Origin of the sequence: Pseudaeromonas sharmana, from assembly GCF_042649925.1 — a bacterium.
In the GTDB taxonomy this organism is placed as follows: domain Bacteria; phylum Pseudomonadota; class Gammaproteobacteria; order Enterobacterales; family Aeromonadaceae; genus Pseudaeromonas; species Pseudaeromonas sharmana.
Genome location: NZ_JBHSAF010000014.1, coordinates 374,723 through 393,265, shown reverse-complemented (window position 1 = coordinate 393,265; position 18,543 = coordinate 374,723). Strand labels below are relative to the sequence as shown.

Annotated in this window: 15 protein-coding genes; 9 read left to right on the top strand and 6 right to left on the bottom strand. The window is 55.5% G+C overall.

All coding sequences use genetic code 11. The annotated features are described in order from the left end of the window. The first annotated feature begins 2 nt into the window (after positions 1-2). Together ACFOSS_RS11530 and ACFOSS_RS11525 are read left to right on the top strand one after the other, a co-directional pair. Positions 3-1,958: a MacB family efflux pump subunit gene (locus tag ACFOSS_RS11530; RefSeq protein WP_377152615.1), complete on the top strand. Its 1,956-nt coding sequence runs from the start codon at positions 3-5 to the stop codon at positions 1,956-1,958. Continuing rightward, complete coding sequence (locus tag ACFOSS_RS11525) at positions 1,951-3,345, top strand: efflux transporter outer membrane subunit (protein ID WP_377152613.1); 1,395 nt, start codon at positions 1,951-1,953, stop codon at positions 3,343-3,345. The genes ACFOSS_RS11530 and ACFOSS_RS11525 overlap by 8 nt, the downstream gene beginning before the upstream one ends. Positions 3,346-3,390: 45 nt before the next feature. Here ACFOSS_RS11525 and ACFOSS_RS11520 read toward each other — a convergent pair whose 3' ends face one another. Next, the gene (locus ACFOSS_RS11520; protein WP_377152611.1) at positions 3,391-4,830 is read right to left on the bottom strand and encodes a methyl-accepting chemotaxis protein; all 1,440 of its coding nucleotides are present in this window, start codon (positions 4,828-4,830) and stop codon (positions 3,391-3,393) included. A 79-nt stretch (positions 4,831-4,909) separates the two neighbouring features. On the opposite strand from ACFOSS_RS11520, the gene yccX reads away from it, so the two are divergent. Both yccX and ACFOSS_RS11510 read left to right on the top strand, forming a co-directional pair. After that, positions 4,910-5,188, top strand: a complete 279-nt coding sequence (gene yccX / locus ACFOSS_RS11515) for an acylphosphatase (RefSeq protein WP_377152609.1) — start codon at positions 4,910-4,912, stop codon at positions 5,186-5,188. Between the two features lie 102 nt (positions 5,189-5,290). Then, a complete protein-coding gene (locus ACFOSS_RS11510; RefSeq protein WP_377152606.1) occupies positions 5,291-5,503 on the top strand; it encodes a hypothetical protein in 213 nt (70 codons plus the stop codon). Positions 5,504-5,515: 12 nt separating this feature from the next. Here ACFOSS_RS11510 and metG read toward each other — a convergent pair whose 3' ends face one another. Next, entirely contained in the window at positions 5,516-7,579 is a 2,064-nt protein-coding gene (gene metG, locus ACFOSS_RS11505; RefSeq protein WP_377152604.1) for a methionine--tRNA ligase, read from the bottom strand. 167 nt (positions 7,580-7,746) lie between these two features. Between metG and apbC the strand changes: the two genes are divergently transcribed. From apbC to ACFOSS_RS11485, 4 genes are all read left to right on the top strand, one after another. Further along, positions 7,747-8,817: an iron-sulfur cluster carrier protein ApbC gene (apbC, locus tag ACFOSS_RS11500; RefSeq protein WP_377152602.1), complete on the top strand. Its 1,071-nt coding sequence runs from the start codon at positions 7,747-7,749 to the stop codon at positions 8,815-8,817. A gap of 109 nt (positions 8,818-8,926) precedes the next feature. Beyond that, positions 8,927-9,571, top strand: coding sequence for a uridine kinase (gene udk / locus ACFOSS_RS11495; RefSeq protein WP_377152600.1), 645 nt, complete (start codon positions 8,927-8,929; stop codon positions 9,569-9,571). A gap of 32 nt (positions 9,572-9,603) precedes the next feature. Continuing rightward, a complete protein-coding gene (dcd, locus tag ACFOSS_RS11490) occupies positions 9,604-10,185 on the top strand; it encodes a dCTP deaminase (protein WP_377152597.1) in 582 nt (193 codons plus the stop codon). A gap of 42 nt (positions 10,186-10,227) precedes the next feature. Then, positions 10,228-12,042: an AsmA family protein gene (locus tag ACFOSS_RS11485; RefSeq protein WP_377152594.1), complete on the top strand. Its 1,815-nt coding sequence runs from the start codon at positions 10,228-10,230 to the stop codon at positions 12,040-12,042. 114 nt (positions 12,043-12,156) lie between these two features. On the opposite strand, the gene ACFOSS_RS11480 is transcribed toward ACFOSS_RS11485, so the two are convergent. Next, positions 12,157-12,984, bottom strand: coding sequence for a DUF4922 domain-containing protein (locus ACFOSS_RS11480; RefSeq protein WP_377152591.1), 828 nt, complete (start codon positions 12,982-12,984; stop codon positions 12,157-12,159). Between the two features lie 152 nt (positions 12,985-13,136). Here ACFOSS_RS11480 and ACFOSS_RS11475 point away from each other — a divergent pair, with 152 nt between their 5' ends. Then, on the top strand, positions 13,137-15,155 hold the full coding sequence (locus ACFOSS_RS11475; protein ID WP_377152589.1) for a methyl-accepting chemotaxis protein: 2,019 nt from the start codon (positions 13,137-13,139) through the stop codon (positions 15,153-15,155). A 169-nt stretch (positions 15,156-15,324) separates the two neighbouring features. Here the strand turns inward: ACFOSS_RS11475 and sbcB are convergent, their stop codons facing one another. From sbcB to ACFOSS_RS11460, 3 genes are all read right to left on the bottom strand, one after another. Continuing rightward, positions 15,325-16,743 (bottom strand): exodeoxyribonuclease I, encoded by a 1,419-nt coding sequence (gene sbcB, locus ACFOSS_RS11470; RefSeq protein WP_377152587.1) that lies wholly within the window; start codon positions 16,741-16,743, stop codon positions 15,325-15,327. Positions 16,744-16,886: 143 nt separating this feature from the next. Further along, the gene (locus ACFOSS_RS11465; RefSeq protein ID WP_377152585.1) at positions 16,887-17,087 is read right to left on the bottom strand and encodes a hypothetical protein; all 201 of its coding nucleotides are present in this window, start codon (positions 17,085-17,087) and stop codon (positions 16,887-16,889) included. Between the two features lie 180 nt (positions 17,088-17,267). Next, positions 17,268-18,515: a TIGR03862 family flavoprotein gene (locus tag ACFOSS_RS11460; RefSeq protein WP_377152583.1), complete on the bottom strand. Its 1,248-nt coding sequence runs from the start codon at positions 18,513-18,515 to the stop codon at positions 17,268-17,270. Positions 18,516-18,543: the final 28 nt, after the last annotated feature.

Sequence of the window (18,543 nt, the reverse complement as noted above, 5' to 3'; positions counted from 1 at the left end):
GGATGAACCAGTCAGTACCCGTATTGCAGCTGAGCCAGGTCAATCGTTCGTTTGTGGCCGGGGATGAGCATGTCACCGTCCTGCAGCAGATAGATCTGACGATTCAGCGTGGAGAAATGGTGGCCATCATCGGGGCCTCCGGGTCCGGCAAGTCGACCTTGATGAATATTCTCGGCTGTCTGGATCGGCCAACCAGCGGCGAATACCGGATCCATGGCCAAGCCACCTCAGCGTTGGATGCCGATGCCCTGGCCGCACTCAGACGGCATAATTTTGGCTTTATCTTTCAACGTTATCATCTGCTGCCACACCTCGATGCCCTGGGTAACGTCGAGATGCCCGCCATCTATGCCGGAGGGGATGCCACCCTGCGTCGCGAACGCGCCGCATCACTGCTGACACGCCTGGGGTTGGGTGATCGGCTTGGTCACCGGCCCGCCCAACTCTCCGGAGGACAACAGCAACGGGTCAGTATCGCCCGCGCCCTGATGAACGGTGGCGAGGTGATCCTGGCGGATGAGCCGACAGGGGCGCTTGACAGCCGCAGTGGTCAGGAGGTCATGACGATCCTCAAGGAGCTGCATGCCGCCGGACATACCGTCATTCTTGTGACCCATGATGCTCAGGTTGCGGCGCATGCCGAGCGGGTCATTGAGATCCACGACGGTCGTATCATCGCCGATCGCCGGCAGACGCAAGCAGTACCATCACGGCATGAATCCGGGAGTTTCGTGGCCAAGGAGCCCGATTGGCGAGCACGGTTGGCCCAATTTGTTTCCGCCTTGCAGATGGCTGGCATTGCCATGGCTGCACACCGCATGCGCACCCTGTTAACCATGCTCGGTATTATCATCGGCATCATGGCGGTTGTGAGCGTTGTTGCCTTAGGTCAGGGCGCGCAGCAAAAAGTGGTCAGTGACATCAGCTCGATGGGCACGAATACCATCGATATCTATCCCGGGAAGGACTGGGGGGATGAGCGCGCTGGTGCGATACAAACACTGGCCCCAGCTGACCTGGAGGCACTGCAGGCACAAATCTACACCGATAGCGTGACGCCGACGCTTGGCTCATCCAAGCTGCTGCGACACGGTAACATCAGTGCCACAGGCACGGTTCAAGGGGTGGGTGAGCAGTTTTTTCGTGTCCGTGGTTATACCGTTGCCCTCGGCACCCTGTTCAACCAGGCGGATGTTGATGCCCATGCCCAGGTGGTGGTGATTGATGACAACACCCGCAAGAAGTTTTTTCCGCATGGAGAAAACCCGCTCGGTGCCGTGCTGCTGCTGGGCACATTGCCGTGTCGGATTGTGGGGGTGACGGCCGCCAAAGAGAGCCCCTTTGGAAATAGCGACACCTTGAACGTCTGGATCCCCTATACCTCGGCCATGAGTCGGATCCTCGGACAGTACTATTTCAGCAGTATCACACTGCGCGTTCGCGATGGGATGTCGAATGCCATTGCCGAGCAGGGCATCGAGCGCTTGCTCACCCAGCGGCACGGCAGCAAGGATTTCTTTCTCAATAGCAGCGACAGCATCCTGAAGACGATACAAAAGACCACCGGAACCCTGGCACTGCTGATTTCAGCGATTGCTGTCATCTCGCTGCTGGTCGGCGGGATTGGCGTGATGAACATCATGCTGGTTTCGGTGACGGAGCGGACGCGTGAAATCGGCATTCGCATGGCGGTGGGAGCGCGGCAGAGCGACATCATGCAGCAATTCCTGATCGAGGCAGTCCTGGTCTGTTTGTGTGGTGGAACCCTGGGCGTGTTGTTGTCATTTGGCATCGGCGCCCTGTTTGCCATGCTGGTTTCGTCAATGAGCATGATCTTCTCTATCAGCACCATACTGACGGCAGTGACCTGCTCGTCGCTGATTGGTGTCATCTTTGGTTTTGTTCCGGCGCGCAACGCGGCGCGACTGGATCCAATAGAGGCATTGGCCCGTGAATAATTACACTCCGACTCGTTTGGCCGCCGCTGTCGTGCTGGCCATGATGGTGACGGCCTGTGGTTCCGTGATGCGCAGTGAATATCAGCGTCCGGCAATGACATTACCGGAGCACTGGCAGCAGGCCACCTCAACGCCAAGCCAGATACCGGCACGCTGGTGGCAGGTATTCCAGGATCCGCAGCTAGACCGGATGCTGACACAGTTGCGGCAGTCCAACCCGGATCTCGCCAAAGCCGGGATCAGCTTATATAAGGCGCGACTGACGGCGCAGCAGACCGCCACGAATGCATGGCCGACGCCAACGGTCGGGTTGAATGCCCAGAGCAGCAAACCATTGGCCGGAGGGGGCAGCAGCAAGAGCTTTACTGGTTCAGCGGCGCTGAGCTATGAGCTGGACTTATGGGGCAAACTGGCGAGCCAACGCGATGTCACGCACTGGCTTGCGGTGGCCAGCGATGAAGATCGCCAGGCGACCGAACTCTCGATGATGGGCACGGCTGCCGGCCTGTATTGGCAGATAGGTTACCTGAATCAGGCGATAAGCCTGAGTGAAGAGAGTTTGCAAGATACCCGCAAGCTCTTGCAATTGGTTAATAGCCGCTATCAGGCTGGAGCCATTGGTGAGCAAGACCTGGTCAGTGCCGAGCAGGAGGTCGCCAGCCAGCAGGCTACGGTGATCGATTATCGTCGTCAGCTGGTAGCCCAGCGCAATGCCCTGGCCATTTTATTCGACGCCCCGCCGGAAGCCTGGTTGCCAGAACTGGACAAGCTGGAGGCGCTGCATGTGCCCTCGATTCCGGCAGGCTTGCCGGCATCGGTATTAGGCAACCGGCCTGATCTGCGTGCCAGTGAGGCTCGGTTACGCAGCGCCTTGGCCAGTACCGACGCAGCCAAGTTGAATCTCTATCCGGCGCTGAGTCTGACGGCTACCGCGGGCAGTGAAAGCTCGGCGTTGGGCCATTTGCTCAGTGATCCGGTGGCAACGTTGGGCGCGGGGCTGACACTGCCGTTTGTTGACTGGCAGAATCAATCATTGGCAATCGATTTGGCGGATGCAGATTATCAATCCGCCGTCGTCAGCTTCAGGCAGGATCTTTATCAGGCCCTGAGTGAAGTTGAAACCGAGCTGAATGCCGGCCAACACTATGCGCAGCAGGGCGAGCTGCTTAAGCAGCAATGGCAGTGGGCACATAAACGGTCCCTGATTGCTCTGAGCCGGTATCGCAACGGAGCTACGGATGTTCAGGATTGGCTGGATGCCCGTGCCAGCGAACGGACGGCGGCATTGGCCTGGGCTCAAAACCACTTGAATCGGCTCAACAGCAGCATGAGCCTGTTGAAGGCGTTGGGTGGGGCAGGCAAGGTACAACAGCAGGCTGGGCAATAAATTACGGCCACCCGAAGGTGGCCGTATGGTGTCGTGAGCAGCCGCTTAGAATCGTAGACCGCGCAACAGATTATCGAGTTCGGTGGCTGTCACCTTCAGATTCTGGGTGCCGGCCACTGTGGCTTCTGTAGACTCTTCAACCTGGAGTGCCTGACCGCGAACCTCCTCAAGGTTTTGAGCTATCTCTGCAGCGACCGAGCTCTGTTGTTCGGAGGAGGTGGCAATTTGCGCACTCATTTCGAACACTGATTCGGTGTAACTGGCGATGCGCTCGATGTCGTGACCAACACCGGTAATCAACTCACGGCTGCTTGCCGCGCGCTGTACGGTTTTCTCCATGATCAGGTTCAATGACTCAGTGCCGCCTTGCAGCTCTTCGATCATCTTCTGGATCTCTACGGTCGCCTGTTGCGTTCTCCCGGCGAGGGTGCGGACCTCGTCGGCCACGACCGCAAAGCCACGTCCTTGCTCGCCCGCCCGTGCCGCTTCAATCGCCGCGTTCAGTGCCAACAGGTTGGTCTGGCCGGAGATGGAGTTGATGACGGTCACCACCTCGTTGATTTTGTGGGCCCGGTTGGTCAGTTGTTCGACGGCGCTGGAGGCCTCGCTGATCTCGTCTGCCAACGCCTGAATGGCATCGATAGTACGGTTCACGCTGGAAGCCCCTTGTGCGGCTTCTTCGCTGGAGAGCCGGGTCTGGGCAGAGGTATCGTTGGCGTTACGTGCCACTTCGCGAATCGCAGCCGTCATCTCTTCCATGGCGGTGGCCAGGGATTCAAGATATTGACGCTGACTCTGCGCCGTGCTTTGGCCGGCAATGGCCATGTCACGGAACTCTTCGGCAAACATCTCCAGCGCCTCGGCACTTTCATGCACCAGTTTCACGTTGTGCTGTTGTCGCTCTGCAACCTTGTCAACATTGACCCCGACCGAGCTGAACTCATCGCGGTTTTCGGTGGCATGGGTGCGGACTGTCAGATCACCATCGGCAATTTTTTGCAGGGCGCTGTTCAGACCATAGATGGCGCCAGTAATAAAGGTGCTGATGTAATAGCTGACGATGGCCATCAACAGCAGACCAAGCAGCGTCAGTGTGATGTTACCGCCCTGGTTATCCCACATGGAGGTATCGGAAAGATCCAGACTTCCACTCAGGAAGCGCTGGTTTCCTGCATCGACGGTGACTGTCAGTGCGGTGTTGACCGTGTGTTGGCCGACGACGCCACTCTCTGCCAAGCGGATCCCTTGTGGCAACTGAATGCTGCCGACATCCGGAACCTGCTTGATGATGGCGGCGGTGGCATCCAGCTTCTGCTGCAATGCCTGTATGGCTTGCTCGGTACGGATATCGTGATTTTGCGCCATCAGCATTAGACAGATGAGCAGCAGTAATAACAGTGGAAACCAGAACAGAAAGTGGAATTTCTCCGCAATCGTCAGCTTATTTAATATTTTATCAGCCCAACGCAATTTGACTTCTTTCATACAACGCTAAATCCTTGGAGTGAAACTGATTTCATGATAACGGCATCACGATTTTTCCGAAGCAAGGGTGATCACAAAAATGTCTGACAGAACTGTAAAAGTCGTGGTTTATGGCCATGTCCAGGGCGTTGGCTTTCGTTATTTCACCATGCAACAGGCAGATCAGCTTGGGCTCAAGGGGCATGCCATCAATCTGGCTGACGGTAGTGTGGAAGTGTTGGCATCAGGCCCCAGGTACGCCGTGACGAAACTGCTGGAATGGTTGCAGCAGGGGCCTCGTACCGCACAGGTGGAGCGTATCGTGGTTGACGATGTGCCCATGTCATTGGTCACCGAGCGGGGATTTCGTGCAGGTTAGGTGACAATCGATGCATGGCAGCAAGAGCACATCGACCGAGTACGCAGCCTGGTGTCGCAGGAGGCGTGGGACTGAGCGTCGCTGCATCAGTTCCGCACGAGTTTGCGTGCCTTCCTCTCGCTGTTGCCGTTGTGGTGTCGCCGCAAGCGACAATCCCGGCAGGTCACACAGTTAAAACAGCAACTCAAGCGCACTGGCGCCCAGCGGGATCGGGATCTGTTTCGTCCGCTGCTGAAGGGGCTATCACAGCAGGCAGCGCAGTTACGCCGCGCCATCGCCAATAAAAAAGGCAGCGCCAGGCTGCCTTGGTTTTGAACTTGCTGGCGTTTACTTAACGCGCATACCGGGTTGGGCTCCTTCGTGTGGTTCAAGGATCCACAGATCCTTGCCACCAGGGCCGGCGGCCAGCACCATCCCTTCTGACATGCCGAAGCGCATCTTGCGCGGTGCCAGGTTGGCCACCATGACGGTCAATTTGCCGATTAAGGTTGCCGGATCGTAAGCCGAACGGATGCCGGCAAAGACCTGGCGAGTTTCACCACCGATATCCAGTTGCAACTTCAACAGCTTATCGGCGTCAGCTACCAGCTCGGCATTCACAATGCGGGCGATGCGCAGGTCAATTTTGGCAAAATCGTCGTAGGCGATCTCAGCCGCTATCGGTTCGCGTGCCGCGTTATCTTTCCCTGGCGCACTTTGGTGCTGCGACTTGGCGCCCTGACTCTTGCTTGCTTCAGCCACCAGGTCTTCCTTGGATGCGTTGACCATCTCTTCAATCTTTTTCGGATCGATACGGCTGAACAGGGCTTTGAAGGTTGCAATCTGGTGCCCCAGCAGAGGAGCATCGATATTGTCCCATTCCAGAGTACTGCCAAGGAATGCCTCGCTACGTTCGGCCAATTGTGGCAGAACGGGCTTCAGGTAAGTCATCAGCACACGGAACAGATTCAGCGATACCGTGCAGACATCCTGCAGCAATTGATCTTGCCCCTCTTGCTTGGCGATGACCCAGGGTGCCTTCTCATCGACGTAACGGTTGGCTACATCGGCCAGAGCCATGATCTCGCGAATCGCCTTGCCAAATTCACGACTCTCGTAGGCATCGGCAATGCGTTCGCGTGCGGCGACAAAATCGGCATAGAGCGCCGGTTCGGCCATGGAGGCAGACAGCTGGCCGTCAAATCGCTTGCTGATGAAGCCTGCGGTACGGGAGGCCAGATTAACCAGCTTGTTGACGACGTCAGCGTTCACTCGCGCCACGAAGTCATCCAGATTCAAATCCAGATCGTCGATACGGCTGTTGAGCTTGGCCGCATAGTAATAGCGCAGGTATTCCGGATCCAGATGCTGCAGGTAGGTGGCCGCCTTGATGAAGGTGCCTTTGGACTTCGACATCTTGGCGCCATTGACGGTGACATAACCATGCACAAAGACGTTGCTCGGTTTGCGGAAACCGGCACCTTCGAGCATGGCGGGCCAGAACAGCGAGTGGAAATAGAGAATATCCTTGCCGATGAAATGGTATAGCTCGGCATCGGATTCTTTGCTCCAGAAGGCGTCGAAACTCAGCTCCGGGCGCTTATTGCACAGATTGCGGAACGATCCCATGTAACCAATCGGGGCATCAAGCCAAACGTAGAAATATTTGCCTGGTGCATCCGGGATTTCGAAACCGAAATAGGGGGCATCCCGGGTGATGTCCCATTGCTGAAGACCGGCTTCAAACCATTCGTTGAGTTTATTGGCCATCTCCTCTTGCAGAGCGCCCGAGGTCGTCCAGGCCTTGAGCATGCCTTCAAACTGCGGCAGGTCGAAGAAGAAGTGTTCGGTCTCTTTCATGACCGGTGTTGCACCGGAGACGGCGGACTTGGGATCAATCAGTTCAGTTGGGCTATAGGTAGCGCCGCACACATCACAGTTGTCACCATACTGATCGACCGCCTTGCACTTGGGACAGGTGCCCTTGACAAAACGGTCCGGCAAGAACATTTGCTTTTCCGGATCGAACAACTGGGAGATACCGCGACGCTTGATAAATCCCCCCTCGCGCAGACGGGTATAGATCAGGCTGGCCAGTTCGCGGTTTTCATCGCTGTGGGTGGAGTGATAGTTATCGAAACTGATGCCGAAGCCGGCAAAATCGGTCTGATGCTCTTTGGACACCTCGGCAATCATCTGTTCCGGGGTCATCCCCAGCTGCTGTGCCTTGAGCATGATCGGTGTGCCATGGGCATCGTCGGCGCAGATGAAATGGATGGTGTTGCCACGCAGGCGTTGATAACGCACCCATATGTCGGCCTGGATATGTTCCAGCATGTGGCCGAGGTGGATGGAGCCGTTTGCGTAAGGCAAGGCACAGGTAACCAGAATTTTACGAGCTGAGTTGGCCATAGTTCCTGTTGGTTCGAGTAATGAAAAGGGGCCTTATGTTACCCGAAAAGCGCATGAGCTGCCTAGGCAAACCCGTCTCTACGCGCAAGACAGCCGTGGATAGTGATGGACGCCTTGGAACAATTTGTTAACAATCAGCATTCCGCATTGATGACGAGGAGCATGCCGTGGAGCAGATTTGGCAACAGTTGCGTCTATTTCAACCGGATGGCTGGCCACTGGATATTGTCAGCGCCGGATTTGTACAGCAGGTCAACCTTGAGGACGGCCTGCTGACCATCTCGCTGCTGTGGCCGCTGGCAAGTAACGACTGGCAACAGCAGTTGCAGGCAGAAATCGAACCGCGCTTGCTTGCCCTCCCCAAGGTGCAACGGATTGGCTGGCAGGTGCGACAGGAAATAGCCGCGTTGGCTCGAGCCACTGCAGTGCCCGGCATCCCCGGTATTCGCAATGTGATTGCGGTTGCCTCGGCGAAGGGTGGCGTTGGCAAGTCGACGGTGGCGGTCAACCTGGCGTTGGCGCTTTCGCGTCAAGGCGCCCGAGTCGGGCTCCTGGATGCAGACATTTATGGTCCCTCCATTCCGACCATGTTGGGGCTACAAACAGCGCGCCCAGAAAGTCCGGATGGCAAACACATGCGGCCTGTGCCGGCCAGTGGGCTGGCAACCTTGAGCATCGGCTATCTGGTTCCGGCCGAGGAGTCGGTGGTTTGGCGCGGGCCCATGGCCAGCAAAGCGCTGGGCCAGCTGTTACACGAAACCCTGTGGGGAGATCTCGATTACCTGATTGTCGATATGCCACCAGGCACCGGTGATATTCAACTGACGATGGCACAACAGATTCCTACCACCGCCGTCGTGATGGTCACAACCCCGCAGGATGTCGCGCTGATCGACGTGCGCAAGGGTATTTCGATGTTGGAGAAGGTCAACATCCCGGTGCTGGGCATCGTGGAGAACATGAGCGTGCATGTCTGCAGCCAGTGTGGACATGAAGAGCCGCTGTTTGGCTGTGGTGGCGGTGCGGCGTTGGCAGATGAGTTTAATATCCCGCTGCTGGCTTCGTTGCCGCTGCATATCAATGTGCGTCGCAGCATGGATGAGGGACAACCGGTCGTGGCGTCGGCACCCTTGTCAGACCTGGCCAGCGGTTATCATCGTTTGGCCAGGCAGGTTGCGGTACGGCTGTACTTTAGTGGAAAAACGATTCCGGCCACCATTTTTACTGCACCGGCGTAAAAATGGCCCGCTGGCCTGGGGCTTACAGCACAAAAACGCCATTTGCAGACACTTTTCTGTATAATCTGGCGCTGTAAGCCCTTTCCACGCTGTTACCGAGTAGAGAGTCATGTCCGAACAAGCGCGTTCCTGTGTCATCATTGGAATTGCCGGGGCGTCTGCCTCCGGCAAAAGTCTGATTGCCCACACCATTTTTGAAGAGTTGGTACAGGAGCTGGGTGAAGATCAGATCGGTGTTATCACTGAAGATTGTTATTACAAGGATCAGTCGCATCTGACGATGGAAGAGCGGGTGAAGACCAATTATGACCATCCGAATGCCTTCGATCACAATTTGCTGGCTCAACACCTGACCCGTCTTCTCAAAGGGGAGGCGGTCGACATTCCGCGTTATTCCTATACCGAGCACACGCGCCTGCAGGAGACATTAGGTTTCAGTCCCAAGCGCGTGATCATTCTTGAAGGCATTCTATTGCTCAATGAACCGCATCTGCGGGAGCTGATGGATGTCAGCATCTTCATGGACACGCCGTTGGATATCTGCCTTATTCGTCGACTGGTGCGGGACGTACAGGAGCGGGGTCGAACCATGGATTCCGTGCTCAAACAGTACCAAAACACCGTGCGGCCGATGTTTTTGCAATTTATCGAGCCGTCCAAACAGTATGCAGATGTGATAGTGCCCCGTGGTGGCCGTAATCGCATCGCCATTGACATGATTAAGGCCCGGATCCTGCACATGTTGCGGGGCTGAGTGCCGGGTTGTTGATTCCAGGAGAACAAGGAATGCGTCTTTGCGATAGTGACATCGAGAAATACCTGGCCGAGGGCAAAATCAGCATAGAGCCGCCGCCGGGGAGTGACAGAATCAGTGGCGTCAGTGTGGATGTCCTGCTAGGCAATGAATTTCGGGTGTTTCAGGCGCACACTGCGCCATACATCGATCTCAGCGGTCCGCGGGAAGAGGTTGCCGAGGCCATCAATCGTGTCATGAGCGATGAAATCGTCATTGCCGATGGTGAAGCTTTCATCCTGCATCCAGGGGAGTTAGCGCTGGCGGTCACGCTGGAGTCTGTGACGCTACCGGATAACATTGTGGGATGGCTTGATGGCAGGTCATCGCTGGCGCGGTTGGGGCTGATGGTGCACGTTACCGCCCATCGAATCGATCCGGGTTGGTCAGGGCGCATTGTTCTGGAATTTTATAACGGTGGCCGACTGCCGCTGGCATTACGTCCTAAAATGGTGATTGGGGCGCTGAATTTCGAGCTGTTATCTGGCCCTGCGGTGCGTCCGTACAACAAACGCGCCAATGCAAAATACAAGAGTCAGCAGGGGGCTGTGGCCAGCCGGATCAATCAAGACTGAGCCAGCAAGAGGCTGCCTGAATGCACTAACTGGAGGGCAGCCATGAAAAAAATACTCCTGCTGTTGGGGGCATTGCTCCTGCTGATGGTGTCTGGCCTGGGCATTTTCATGGCAAGCATCGACTTCAGTGCCCTGCAGAATCGTCTCATTGAACAGGTTCGCGCCCAAACCGGACGCGAATTATCGGTTAAGGGGCCTGTAAGCTGGCGCTGGTATCCATCGCTTGGACTGCAGGTGAATGATCTTACCCTGGGCAATGCACCTGGCTTTGATCCGACACCCATGCTGCAGGTAGCCCAAGCGGATGTGGGGCTCGGCTTGATGGCGTTGCTCTCGGGACGCTTAGAGCTCGAGCAGATACGCCTGATGGCGCCACGCATTTTGCTACAGCGGCGTGCCGATGGTAAAACGAACCTCGACGACCTGCTGTTTACCTCCCAAACCACACAGGTTCCAGATGCACAGACCGGAGCGGCGCCGGCAAGCACGGCGCCTCAGATAACCTCCTGGTCCGTCGCGGGCATCGATGTTCAGGGCGGAGAGCTGACAATCGTGCGCCCCGATGGTCCGCCATTGCGATTAACCCGGCTGGATTTTCACACCACCGAGATTAGTGAACCCTTGCATAGCGCCGTCACCATGAAGGCGCAGCTGGATGTGGGTGCACAGCAGATACAGCTAGAAACCAGTGCGGACGTCAGTCGGCAGCAGGATCGGTTCCTGTTTAACAACTGGCAGTTAGCCACAATACTGCAGCTAGATGCCGTTCCGGTCCCGGTGCGAAACATCAAAGCCGCGGGGCGCCTTGAGCTGGATATTCAACAGCACAAGGTGTTGCTGGATACTTTAACGGCCACCATGGGGCCGTTAGCATTGACCGGCAAACTCGATGTGCAGTGGGCTCCGGTATTACGCATCGACTCCAGCTTCCAAACCCCGCTGCTTGATGTTGCCTGGCTAGCACCGCCATCGCCGACGGGGTCTAAGGCTTCCCGCAACGATAAAGCAATCTCTAATCAGGAGCCGGATCTGCGCGGTTTGCCTGAGTTGTTCTGGCATCATCGTTGGCAGATCGGAGAAATCAAGCACGAAGCGATGCAGCTGACAGGGGTGAGCTGGGAGAGCTCGCTCGAAAAGCAGCTGTTCACCCTGCAACGGCTGGAGATTGACAAGGTCTTCGGCGGGCGAATGAGTATCAGCGGCCAGTCCGATTTTGCAACCTATCCACTGGTATGGCGACTCAAACCGGATCTTCACCGTTTGCAGATACAGCCATTGATGTTGATGGCGCTGGGCAAGGCCCCTTTGTCCGGGCTTGCTTCAGCAAGTGGTGAGCTATCCGGACTGGGAGTGCTGCCTACCTCCTTGCGACGTCATACCCAGGGTACGCTATGGGTCACTGTCGATGATGGTGCCATGCAGGGCATTAATCTGGCCGCCATGTTGCGTGACGCCAAAGCGAAGTTAAAGGGGAAAACGCAACCCCATACGGTCAAACGGACTGACTTTTCGGCATTGCGCCTGGATATGATGTTGACCCCGGGTCTGGCCCGTTTCAGCAAGATCAAGATGGCGTCACCGCTGTTTAGAATCAGCGGCCAGGGGCTGACCCAGCTTGAACGTGAGACGCTGGATATTGATTTGGATGTCGCCGTCGTGGCGACCAGCAAAGGGCAGGGCGGTGCCGAGTTGGCCGATTTATACAACCTGACAATACCTGTGCAGATAATCGGCACCTGGAGTCAACCTGACTACCGTGTACAACTTGGATCCCTATTAAAATTGGACAACATCAAACAGTTGCCCGGTAAAGTCGGTAAAGGCCTGGAAAGCGGAATAGGCAAGCTCTTTCACTGACGCGCCCAACCAAATTCTGCGATATCAACAAGGTTACACTCGCGGTGATGACGCAAGCTTATCCATTGGCGATCAGAGGGGGCGCGGCTTGCTCCCTGTTCCTCGTGAGCGTGATTACTGTTCGGGATGGTGATCTAACTTGCGGATAGGCGATCTATGCCATCCCACCACATGCTGCAGCGCTTGTATAAAACCAAATTCACGGAGTTGATCGGCTTCAAGCTGATTGCGAGCAAAGAACGAACCGATAAACCCCAGGCTATTGATAGCGATGTGCTGCCATGCGGCGGCGCGACGCGGAATCATCCATAGCCAGTCGCGAGACAGCAGCAGGTTATAGGCGCAGCCGGGTTGCCAATCGAGCTGTTGTAAGCCTTGCTGATAGCAGAGGTAGAGCGCTTGGGCATCCAGACCTGGTTGCGCTAGAAAATGGGGTCCGAGCAAGTCGGCATGCTCAAGCGGGTTGATTCCAGCGTAAGCGGGGGTCGGGATCCACTGCATATGCCGATGTGGCTGGCTGGCACCGGCGCTGGGGCCCGCGTTATAAAACAAGATGCCCTCTTGACCCAATTGCTGCATCAGGCACTGTGCCGCCTGAAAATTTTGCAGCGTCAGTGGCGACACCTGGGCTTCAAAAGTGCGGCTAATCAGCAGCAGGTGGGGTTGCAGCACCGGAAACTTGTTGAGAATGCAGACATGCTGCGGATCGATATCGGCGACATGTAATGCGTTCTCAAAGGGAAGAAATGGATTGTGCTGGACCTGCGCATGCTGGGCTGTGTCATGGCGCGCCGCTTTTCGTTGCTGCCAATGCGCCGCGATCTTGATCGAGAAGGCAATGTTGCGTTGGTAAATAATCTCCGCACGTGTCTCGATAGGGGTCAAATGACCCGCCTGCAATGCGTCCGTGTACACAGCTTGTGCTTTTTGCAGTAATAACATACGGATATTAGCCTTCTGTTTACCTATCTCGTCAAAAATCGCCCTACAATAGAGCAGGAAGTGCTGATATCAAAAGAAGAAACGTCCGCAGAGACGTTACATTGCGACTGTGACGGTAAACAGATTTGAGCGGTACTACAAGGAACCATGATATGAAGCTGACAATCAAGGTGGTGATTGCCTTTGCCATTCTATGCGGCCTGATGGCGCTGGGTGGGGCATTCTCCTATTTCAATATGAGTCGCATCGACGCCGCCTTTTCGCTGGTCGTCAAGGATATAGCCAGACTCAGAGAAGATGGCAACGCCATTGGTCAAGGCCTGTTGCGGATCAGCAAGATGTCCAATGACATGGTCTTTGCCAACAATAAAAAAGAGCTGGAACAGGCTCGAGATAGCTTTGTTAGCGAAAGCCGGGGGCTGGATCAAAAAATTGATGATCTGAGCGGCGCGCTGCAAACATTGGGGAGTGCGGGAAACAGTTCAACCATTGCTGCAGAGCTCAAGAAGAGTGTCAGCACAGTGTTTCAGGATGGACAACGTCTTTACCAGATACGACAGGAGATTCTGGATGAAACTGCCAAAATCGATCGTATCAAAACAGACTTTCTGAACAAGCTCAGTTTTGCTCGGGTGGCGGTAGATAGTTCATTTCAGGCACAACGCCAGGATGACCCCTACATCGATTCGTTAGCCAAACAGATCTATACCCAGTTGGGCACGATGGAATACATGGTGAACGCGATTTTCAGTGCCCAATCACTGGAAGAGATGAAGCGTATCCAACAAAACGCCGTGTCGATGTCCGGGATGATCCTCAATGCGGCCAATGTGTTGGAACAGGAATTGGTGGCGGCCAAGGAAAACAGTGACTTTGCGCAAGGCATTGCAGCCCTGCGGGAGAATGATGGTGTTAAAAACGGCGCCATTGCGCGCTATGTGGCATTGCAAGGCAAACGAGCGCAGTTGCTCGAGCAAGTCCAGCTGCTTTCGGAACACGTCAATCAGGGACTGCAGCAGGAACAACAGCTGAGCCATGATGTCAAGACGATTGGCGATCGTGCGTTTGAGAATGCGACCACCAGTATCAGTACCACCACGTTGAGCATTATGTTGTCGTTACTGTTGAGCCTGTTCTTCGCGGCCATTGTCGGCTGGCGTTTGTCGGTTTCAATAAAGGGGCCGATGGAGGCGCTGCAGCGCATTTTGCGCCAGTTGGCTGCGGGTAACTTCACGCAACGAGTGGAAGGGCGTTTTAGCGGCGAGTTTGCAGAACTGCAACGCGATATCAATGCGGTGATCCGCGAGTTTAATCAGGCGCTGACCGTGGTGAAGAGCGGTGCGGAACAGACCCGGCTGACGGCCAACAAGAATCGTGAGTCAGCCGATGTGCTTGCCTCTCAGGTGCAGGTGCAATCGTCCACCATGACCACACTGGCGGCAACCATCACCGAAATGGAGCATGCGATTCAGGATGTGAACAGCAATACCCAGTCCAGCCTGGATATGGTGTTGTCTGTTGACCAACAGGTACAGTCCGGACGGCAACTGGTTGGCGAAAATAATCACCTGGTGTCGACGCTGTTTGAAAACTTGAAACACAGTGAAGGGGTGATTCAGCAGGTCTCAGCACAGAGTGAACACATAGGCGGTATCCTCGAAGTGATCGCCGGCATCTCGGAGCAAACCAATTTGCTGGCGCTGAACGCGGCCATTGAAGCGGCGCGGGCCGGCGAGCATGGACGCGGTTTTGCCGTTGTGGCGGATGAAGTGCGTAATTTGGCGAGCCGCACTAACCAGAGTACTCAAGAGATCAATGCCATGATCACCGAGTTACAGCAGAAATCTTCCGGAGCCGTCGCCAGCATGCGCGAGAGCCTGTCGATGATGGTTCAGGGCAAAGACAAGATGAATCAGGTGAATGAGGCCATTGGCATGATCGCCGATCATATGCTCAATGTGCGCAATGCCGCTGAGCTCATCGCCAACGCTACGCGTGAACAGACGGTGGCGAGCCGTGAAATTAGCCGCAGCATCAACGAGATGTCGGACGTCATTGAACAAAGCAGCCGTACCATGAACGACATGGCCAGCCAAAGCAATGCACTGGATAGACTGTGTGAGCAACAAGAACAGACGGTGCAGCAGTTTAAACTGGGGCAGGTGGGGTAACAGTGGTGTTCTGACACTCACTACACCATGCAGATCAACGAAGGCGCCAACGGCGCCTTCGTTTTATCCGCGGGAACAGGGGACGGTCTGCGGGTAAAGACAACAGATGTTACTTGTGTCTCTCGAACCATCTGCGTTAAGCCTGTGTAGTTCCATGCTGCAAAGTCCATTACAGGGTCTGCAAATAATGGGCGAGGGTTCTTAGCAGTGTCACTTTTCGGCTGTCCTGCGCATGTTGCTCCAGCAGCAACTCAAGTTTCAGAACATATTGCTCAGCATGTTGATTGATATAGTCGCTGCAGTGGCGTTGCCAACGTCGCACCTCTTCGCTTGACAGGGTGTGTGGATAGTTTCTGGCTCGATAGTTAAACAGCATGGCTTGCAGGCGAGCATCATTGAACAAAAATGGTCGGGAAGAGAGCAGTTCGGGGGCTGTCTCACGTACCAGCATCATGGTCTGCCGATCTGCCTGCTCAATGAAGCCGGCGTACAGCTGCAGCTCGGCGGCTTCATCCTCAGGAGGGACTGGACGAGGTTGGCTGAAGACGGCGCGCAATTTTTCTTGAAGTTCAGGATGCTGGCGCAGCAGATTAAGGCTGCTGCGGCACTGTTTTCGGTCAATACCCAGCTCATCGGCCCGTTGTTCCGTCAAGGTTGCGGCGGGCGCCAGCACCGGACACTTATTGATGTGTACCAATTTCAGCGGGATTGGGGCCAGGTCCGCCAACTCCTCACGGCGGATGTAGAGACGTTGCCGAAGTTCATCGACATCCAGATCAATCAAGGGGGTCACATCGCGCGCCAGGTCTACCACAATGACGGCATTGGGATTGTCTGGATGCCAGGCCATCGGCAGAACCCAGCTAGCACAACCTTGCGTTGCCGGAAACATGCCTGAGACATGCACCAGCGGTTTCATGCCGGGAATATCAATCAGGGCCTTTACCCGTTGTTTGCTTCGTAAATCAAACAGGTAATGGAATAACTTTGGCTGGCGTTCACGGATCAGTCGTGCGATCCCGATCGTGGCATAGACGTCAGATAACGCATCGTGTGCATGTTGATGCCCGATGCCATTGGCGACAGTGAGGCGTTCAAGCTTGAAACTTGGTTTTCCTTCGTCATCGTAGACCCACTCAATGCCTTCTGGACGCAATGCAAAGCAGGCGCGCACGACATCCAGCAAGTCCCAACGCGAATTGCCATTTTGCCAACTGTAGGCATAGGGATCGATGTAGTTCCGATAGAAACCGTAGCGCGTAAACTCATCGTCAAAACGGACATTGTTGTAACCGAGGATGCACGTTTGCGGATGGCTGAACTCCTGATGGATGCGTCCCATAAAATCTGCTTCGCACAGACCATCACGGTTTACCTGCTGTGGCGTGATTCCGGTGATCAGGCAAGCCTCGGGATCAGGAAGGTAATCCAGTGGCATACGACAGTAGATCATCAGCGGTTCGCCAATCGGATTGAGTTCAGCATCGGTACGGATACCGGCAAACTGAGCGGGGCGATCGCGGCCGGGATGGATGCCAAAACTTTCGTAATCATGAAAGTAAAAAGTAGGGGCAGGTGCTTGATTCAACGCGCTGTTCTCAAGGTCGGTAGCAAAACGCGATTATTCTAGCATTGGTATGACATTTTGTGCTGATCAACGGCTAGCAGAAAAAGACAGGCCCGGATATCAGTGGTCCGGGCCTGTCTGGTCGTGATCACCTTGGGCGGTATTTAGCCGATCAGTGAGTTGCTGCTGTTATCTTTCCAGCCGTGGTACTCGCTGATAGCGTTGGAGACCATCTCCTCTTCGCGCAGTCCAAAAGGCAAGTTGTTATCGATACACAATGCCCTGGTTTCCTGATAGGGAGAACCACAATTGTCCAGCACGTCGAAGACCTGATCTTTCAGGCGTGTATAGTCAATTCGCTGCATAAGCGTCCCTCTCTGGTTGGCGTGAGTTGTCTCTTTATTGTTCAATTTGACAAATCTGTCAAAAGAACATTCCCGATCCTTGGCCCTTTTTGCGATCGGGATCAGATAAATAGACCCTAAAATCCATGTTTTGTTCCTAAGCCAGGTACAGAATGTCGTCACTTTGTGACATAGGTGTGATCAGGCGCCATGTCGCAACCAGTAATCAATGCCTTTAGCCGCATGCAAACCTGTACTAAAGCAGGCGGTGAGAAGATAGCCGCCGGTTGGTGCCTCCCAATCCAGCATCTCACCGGCGCAAAAGACACCGGGGAGGGCGTTGAGCATCAAGTCTGGATTGAGCGTATCAAAGTCTACGCCGCCGGCGGTGCTGATTGCCTCTGCCAGGGGGCGCAGCGCCGAGACGGTCACGGGCAGTTGTTTGATCAAGAGTGCCAGCTGAGAAAGATCGTTCATCTGTTCGGCACTCAGGCACTCTCTGAGCAGCGCCGCTTTGGCTCCCTCGAGTCCCAATCGACTGCGCAAGTGGTTGGAGAGGGATTTGGCACCACGTGGCAATCTCAGATCTTTTTGCACGCGCTCCAGAGTGCGACCAGGCAGCAAATCCAGCCAGAATTGTGCAACACCTTGCTGTTGCAGCTGTTGACGAATTAGCGGGGTAAACGGGTAGAGCAGGCTGCCTTCCATGCCATGTTCTGTGATCACGCATTCCCCTTGTCGCGTGATCCTGTCGCCAGTGTGTGACATGACGGTCAGGGTCAAGGTTTTCAACGGACTACCCGCAAATCGTTCTTTGAAGAGTTCGCTCCAACGGATCTCTAGCCCACAATTGCTGGGAGCAAAAGGGGTCACGGCGATGCCGTTGGCCATCAACCATTCACGCCAGCGCCCTGTCGAACCAAGACGAGGCCAACTGGCGCCGCCGAGTGCCAGCAGGCAGGCTTGGGCGTCCACCCATCGTTCACCGTCGGGGGTGGCAAAACGTAACCGTCCTTGCGGATCCCAGCCCAAACATTCGTGCCGCATGTGCAGGCAGACGCCTTGAGCACGCAGGCGTTCCAGCCAGCGTCGCAACAGGGGGGCCGCTTTCATGTCGGTCGGAAAGACCCGCCCCGAGCTGCCGACAAATGTCTCGATACCCAGGCTTTGCGCCCACTGACGCAGTGCGTCGGCACCAAATGCCTGCAGTAGCGGCGCCAACCGCGTGCTGGCGTCGCCGTAACGGCTGATAAATGCGGCAAAGGGTTCGGAGTGTGTCAGGTTCATGCCGCCTTTGCCGGCTTGCAGGAATTTGCGACCAACCGACGGCATGGCATCGAACAGGTGAACCTGGTGTCCTTGCTGACTAAGCCATTCGGCGGCAAACAGGCCCGCCGGGCCGCCCCCAATGATGGCCACTGGGGTGGTGATAACAGATGGGCTAAGCATGGCAAGATCCTGTGTCATTTTTCGCGGT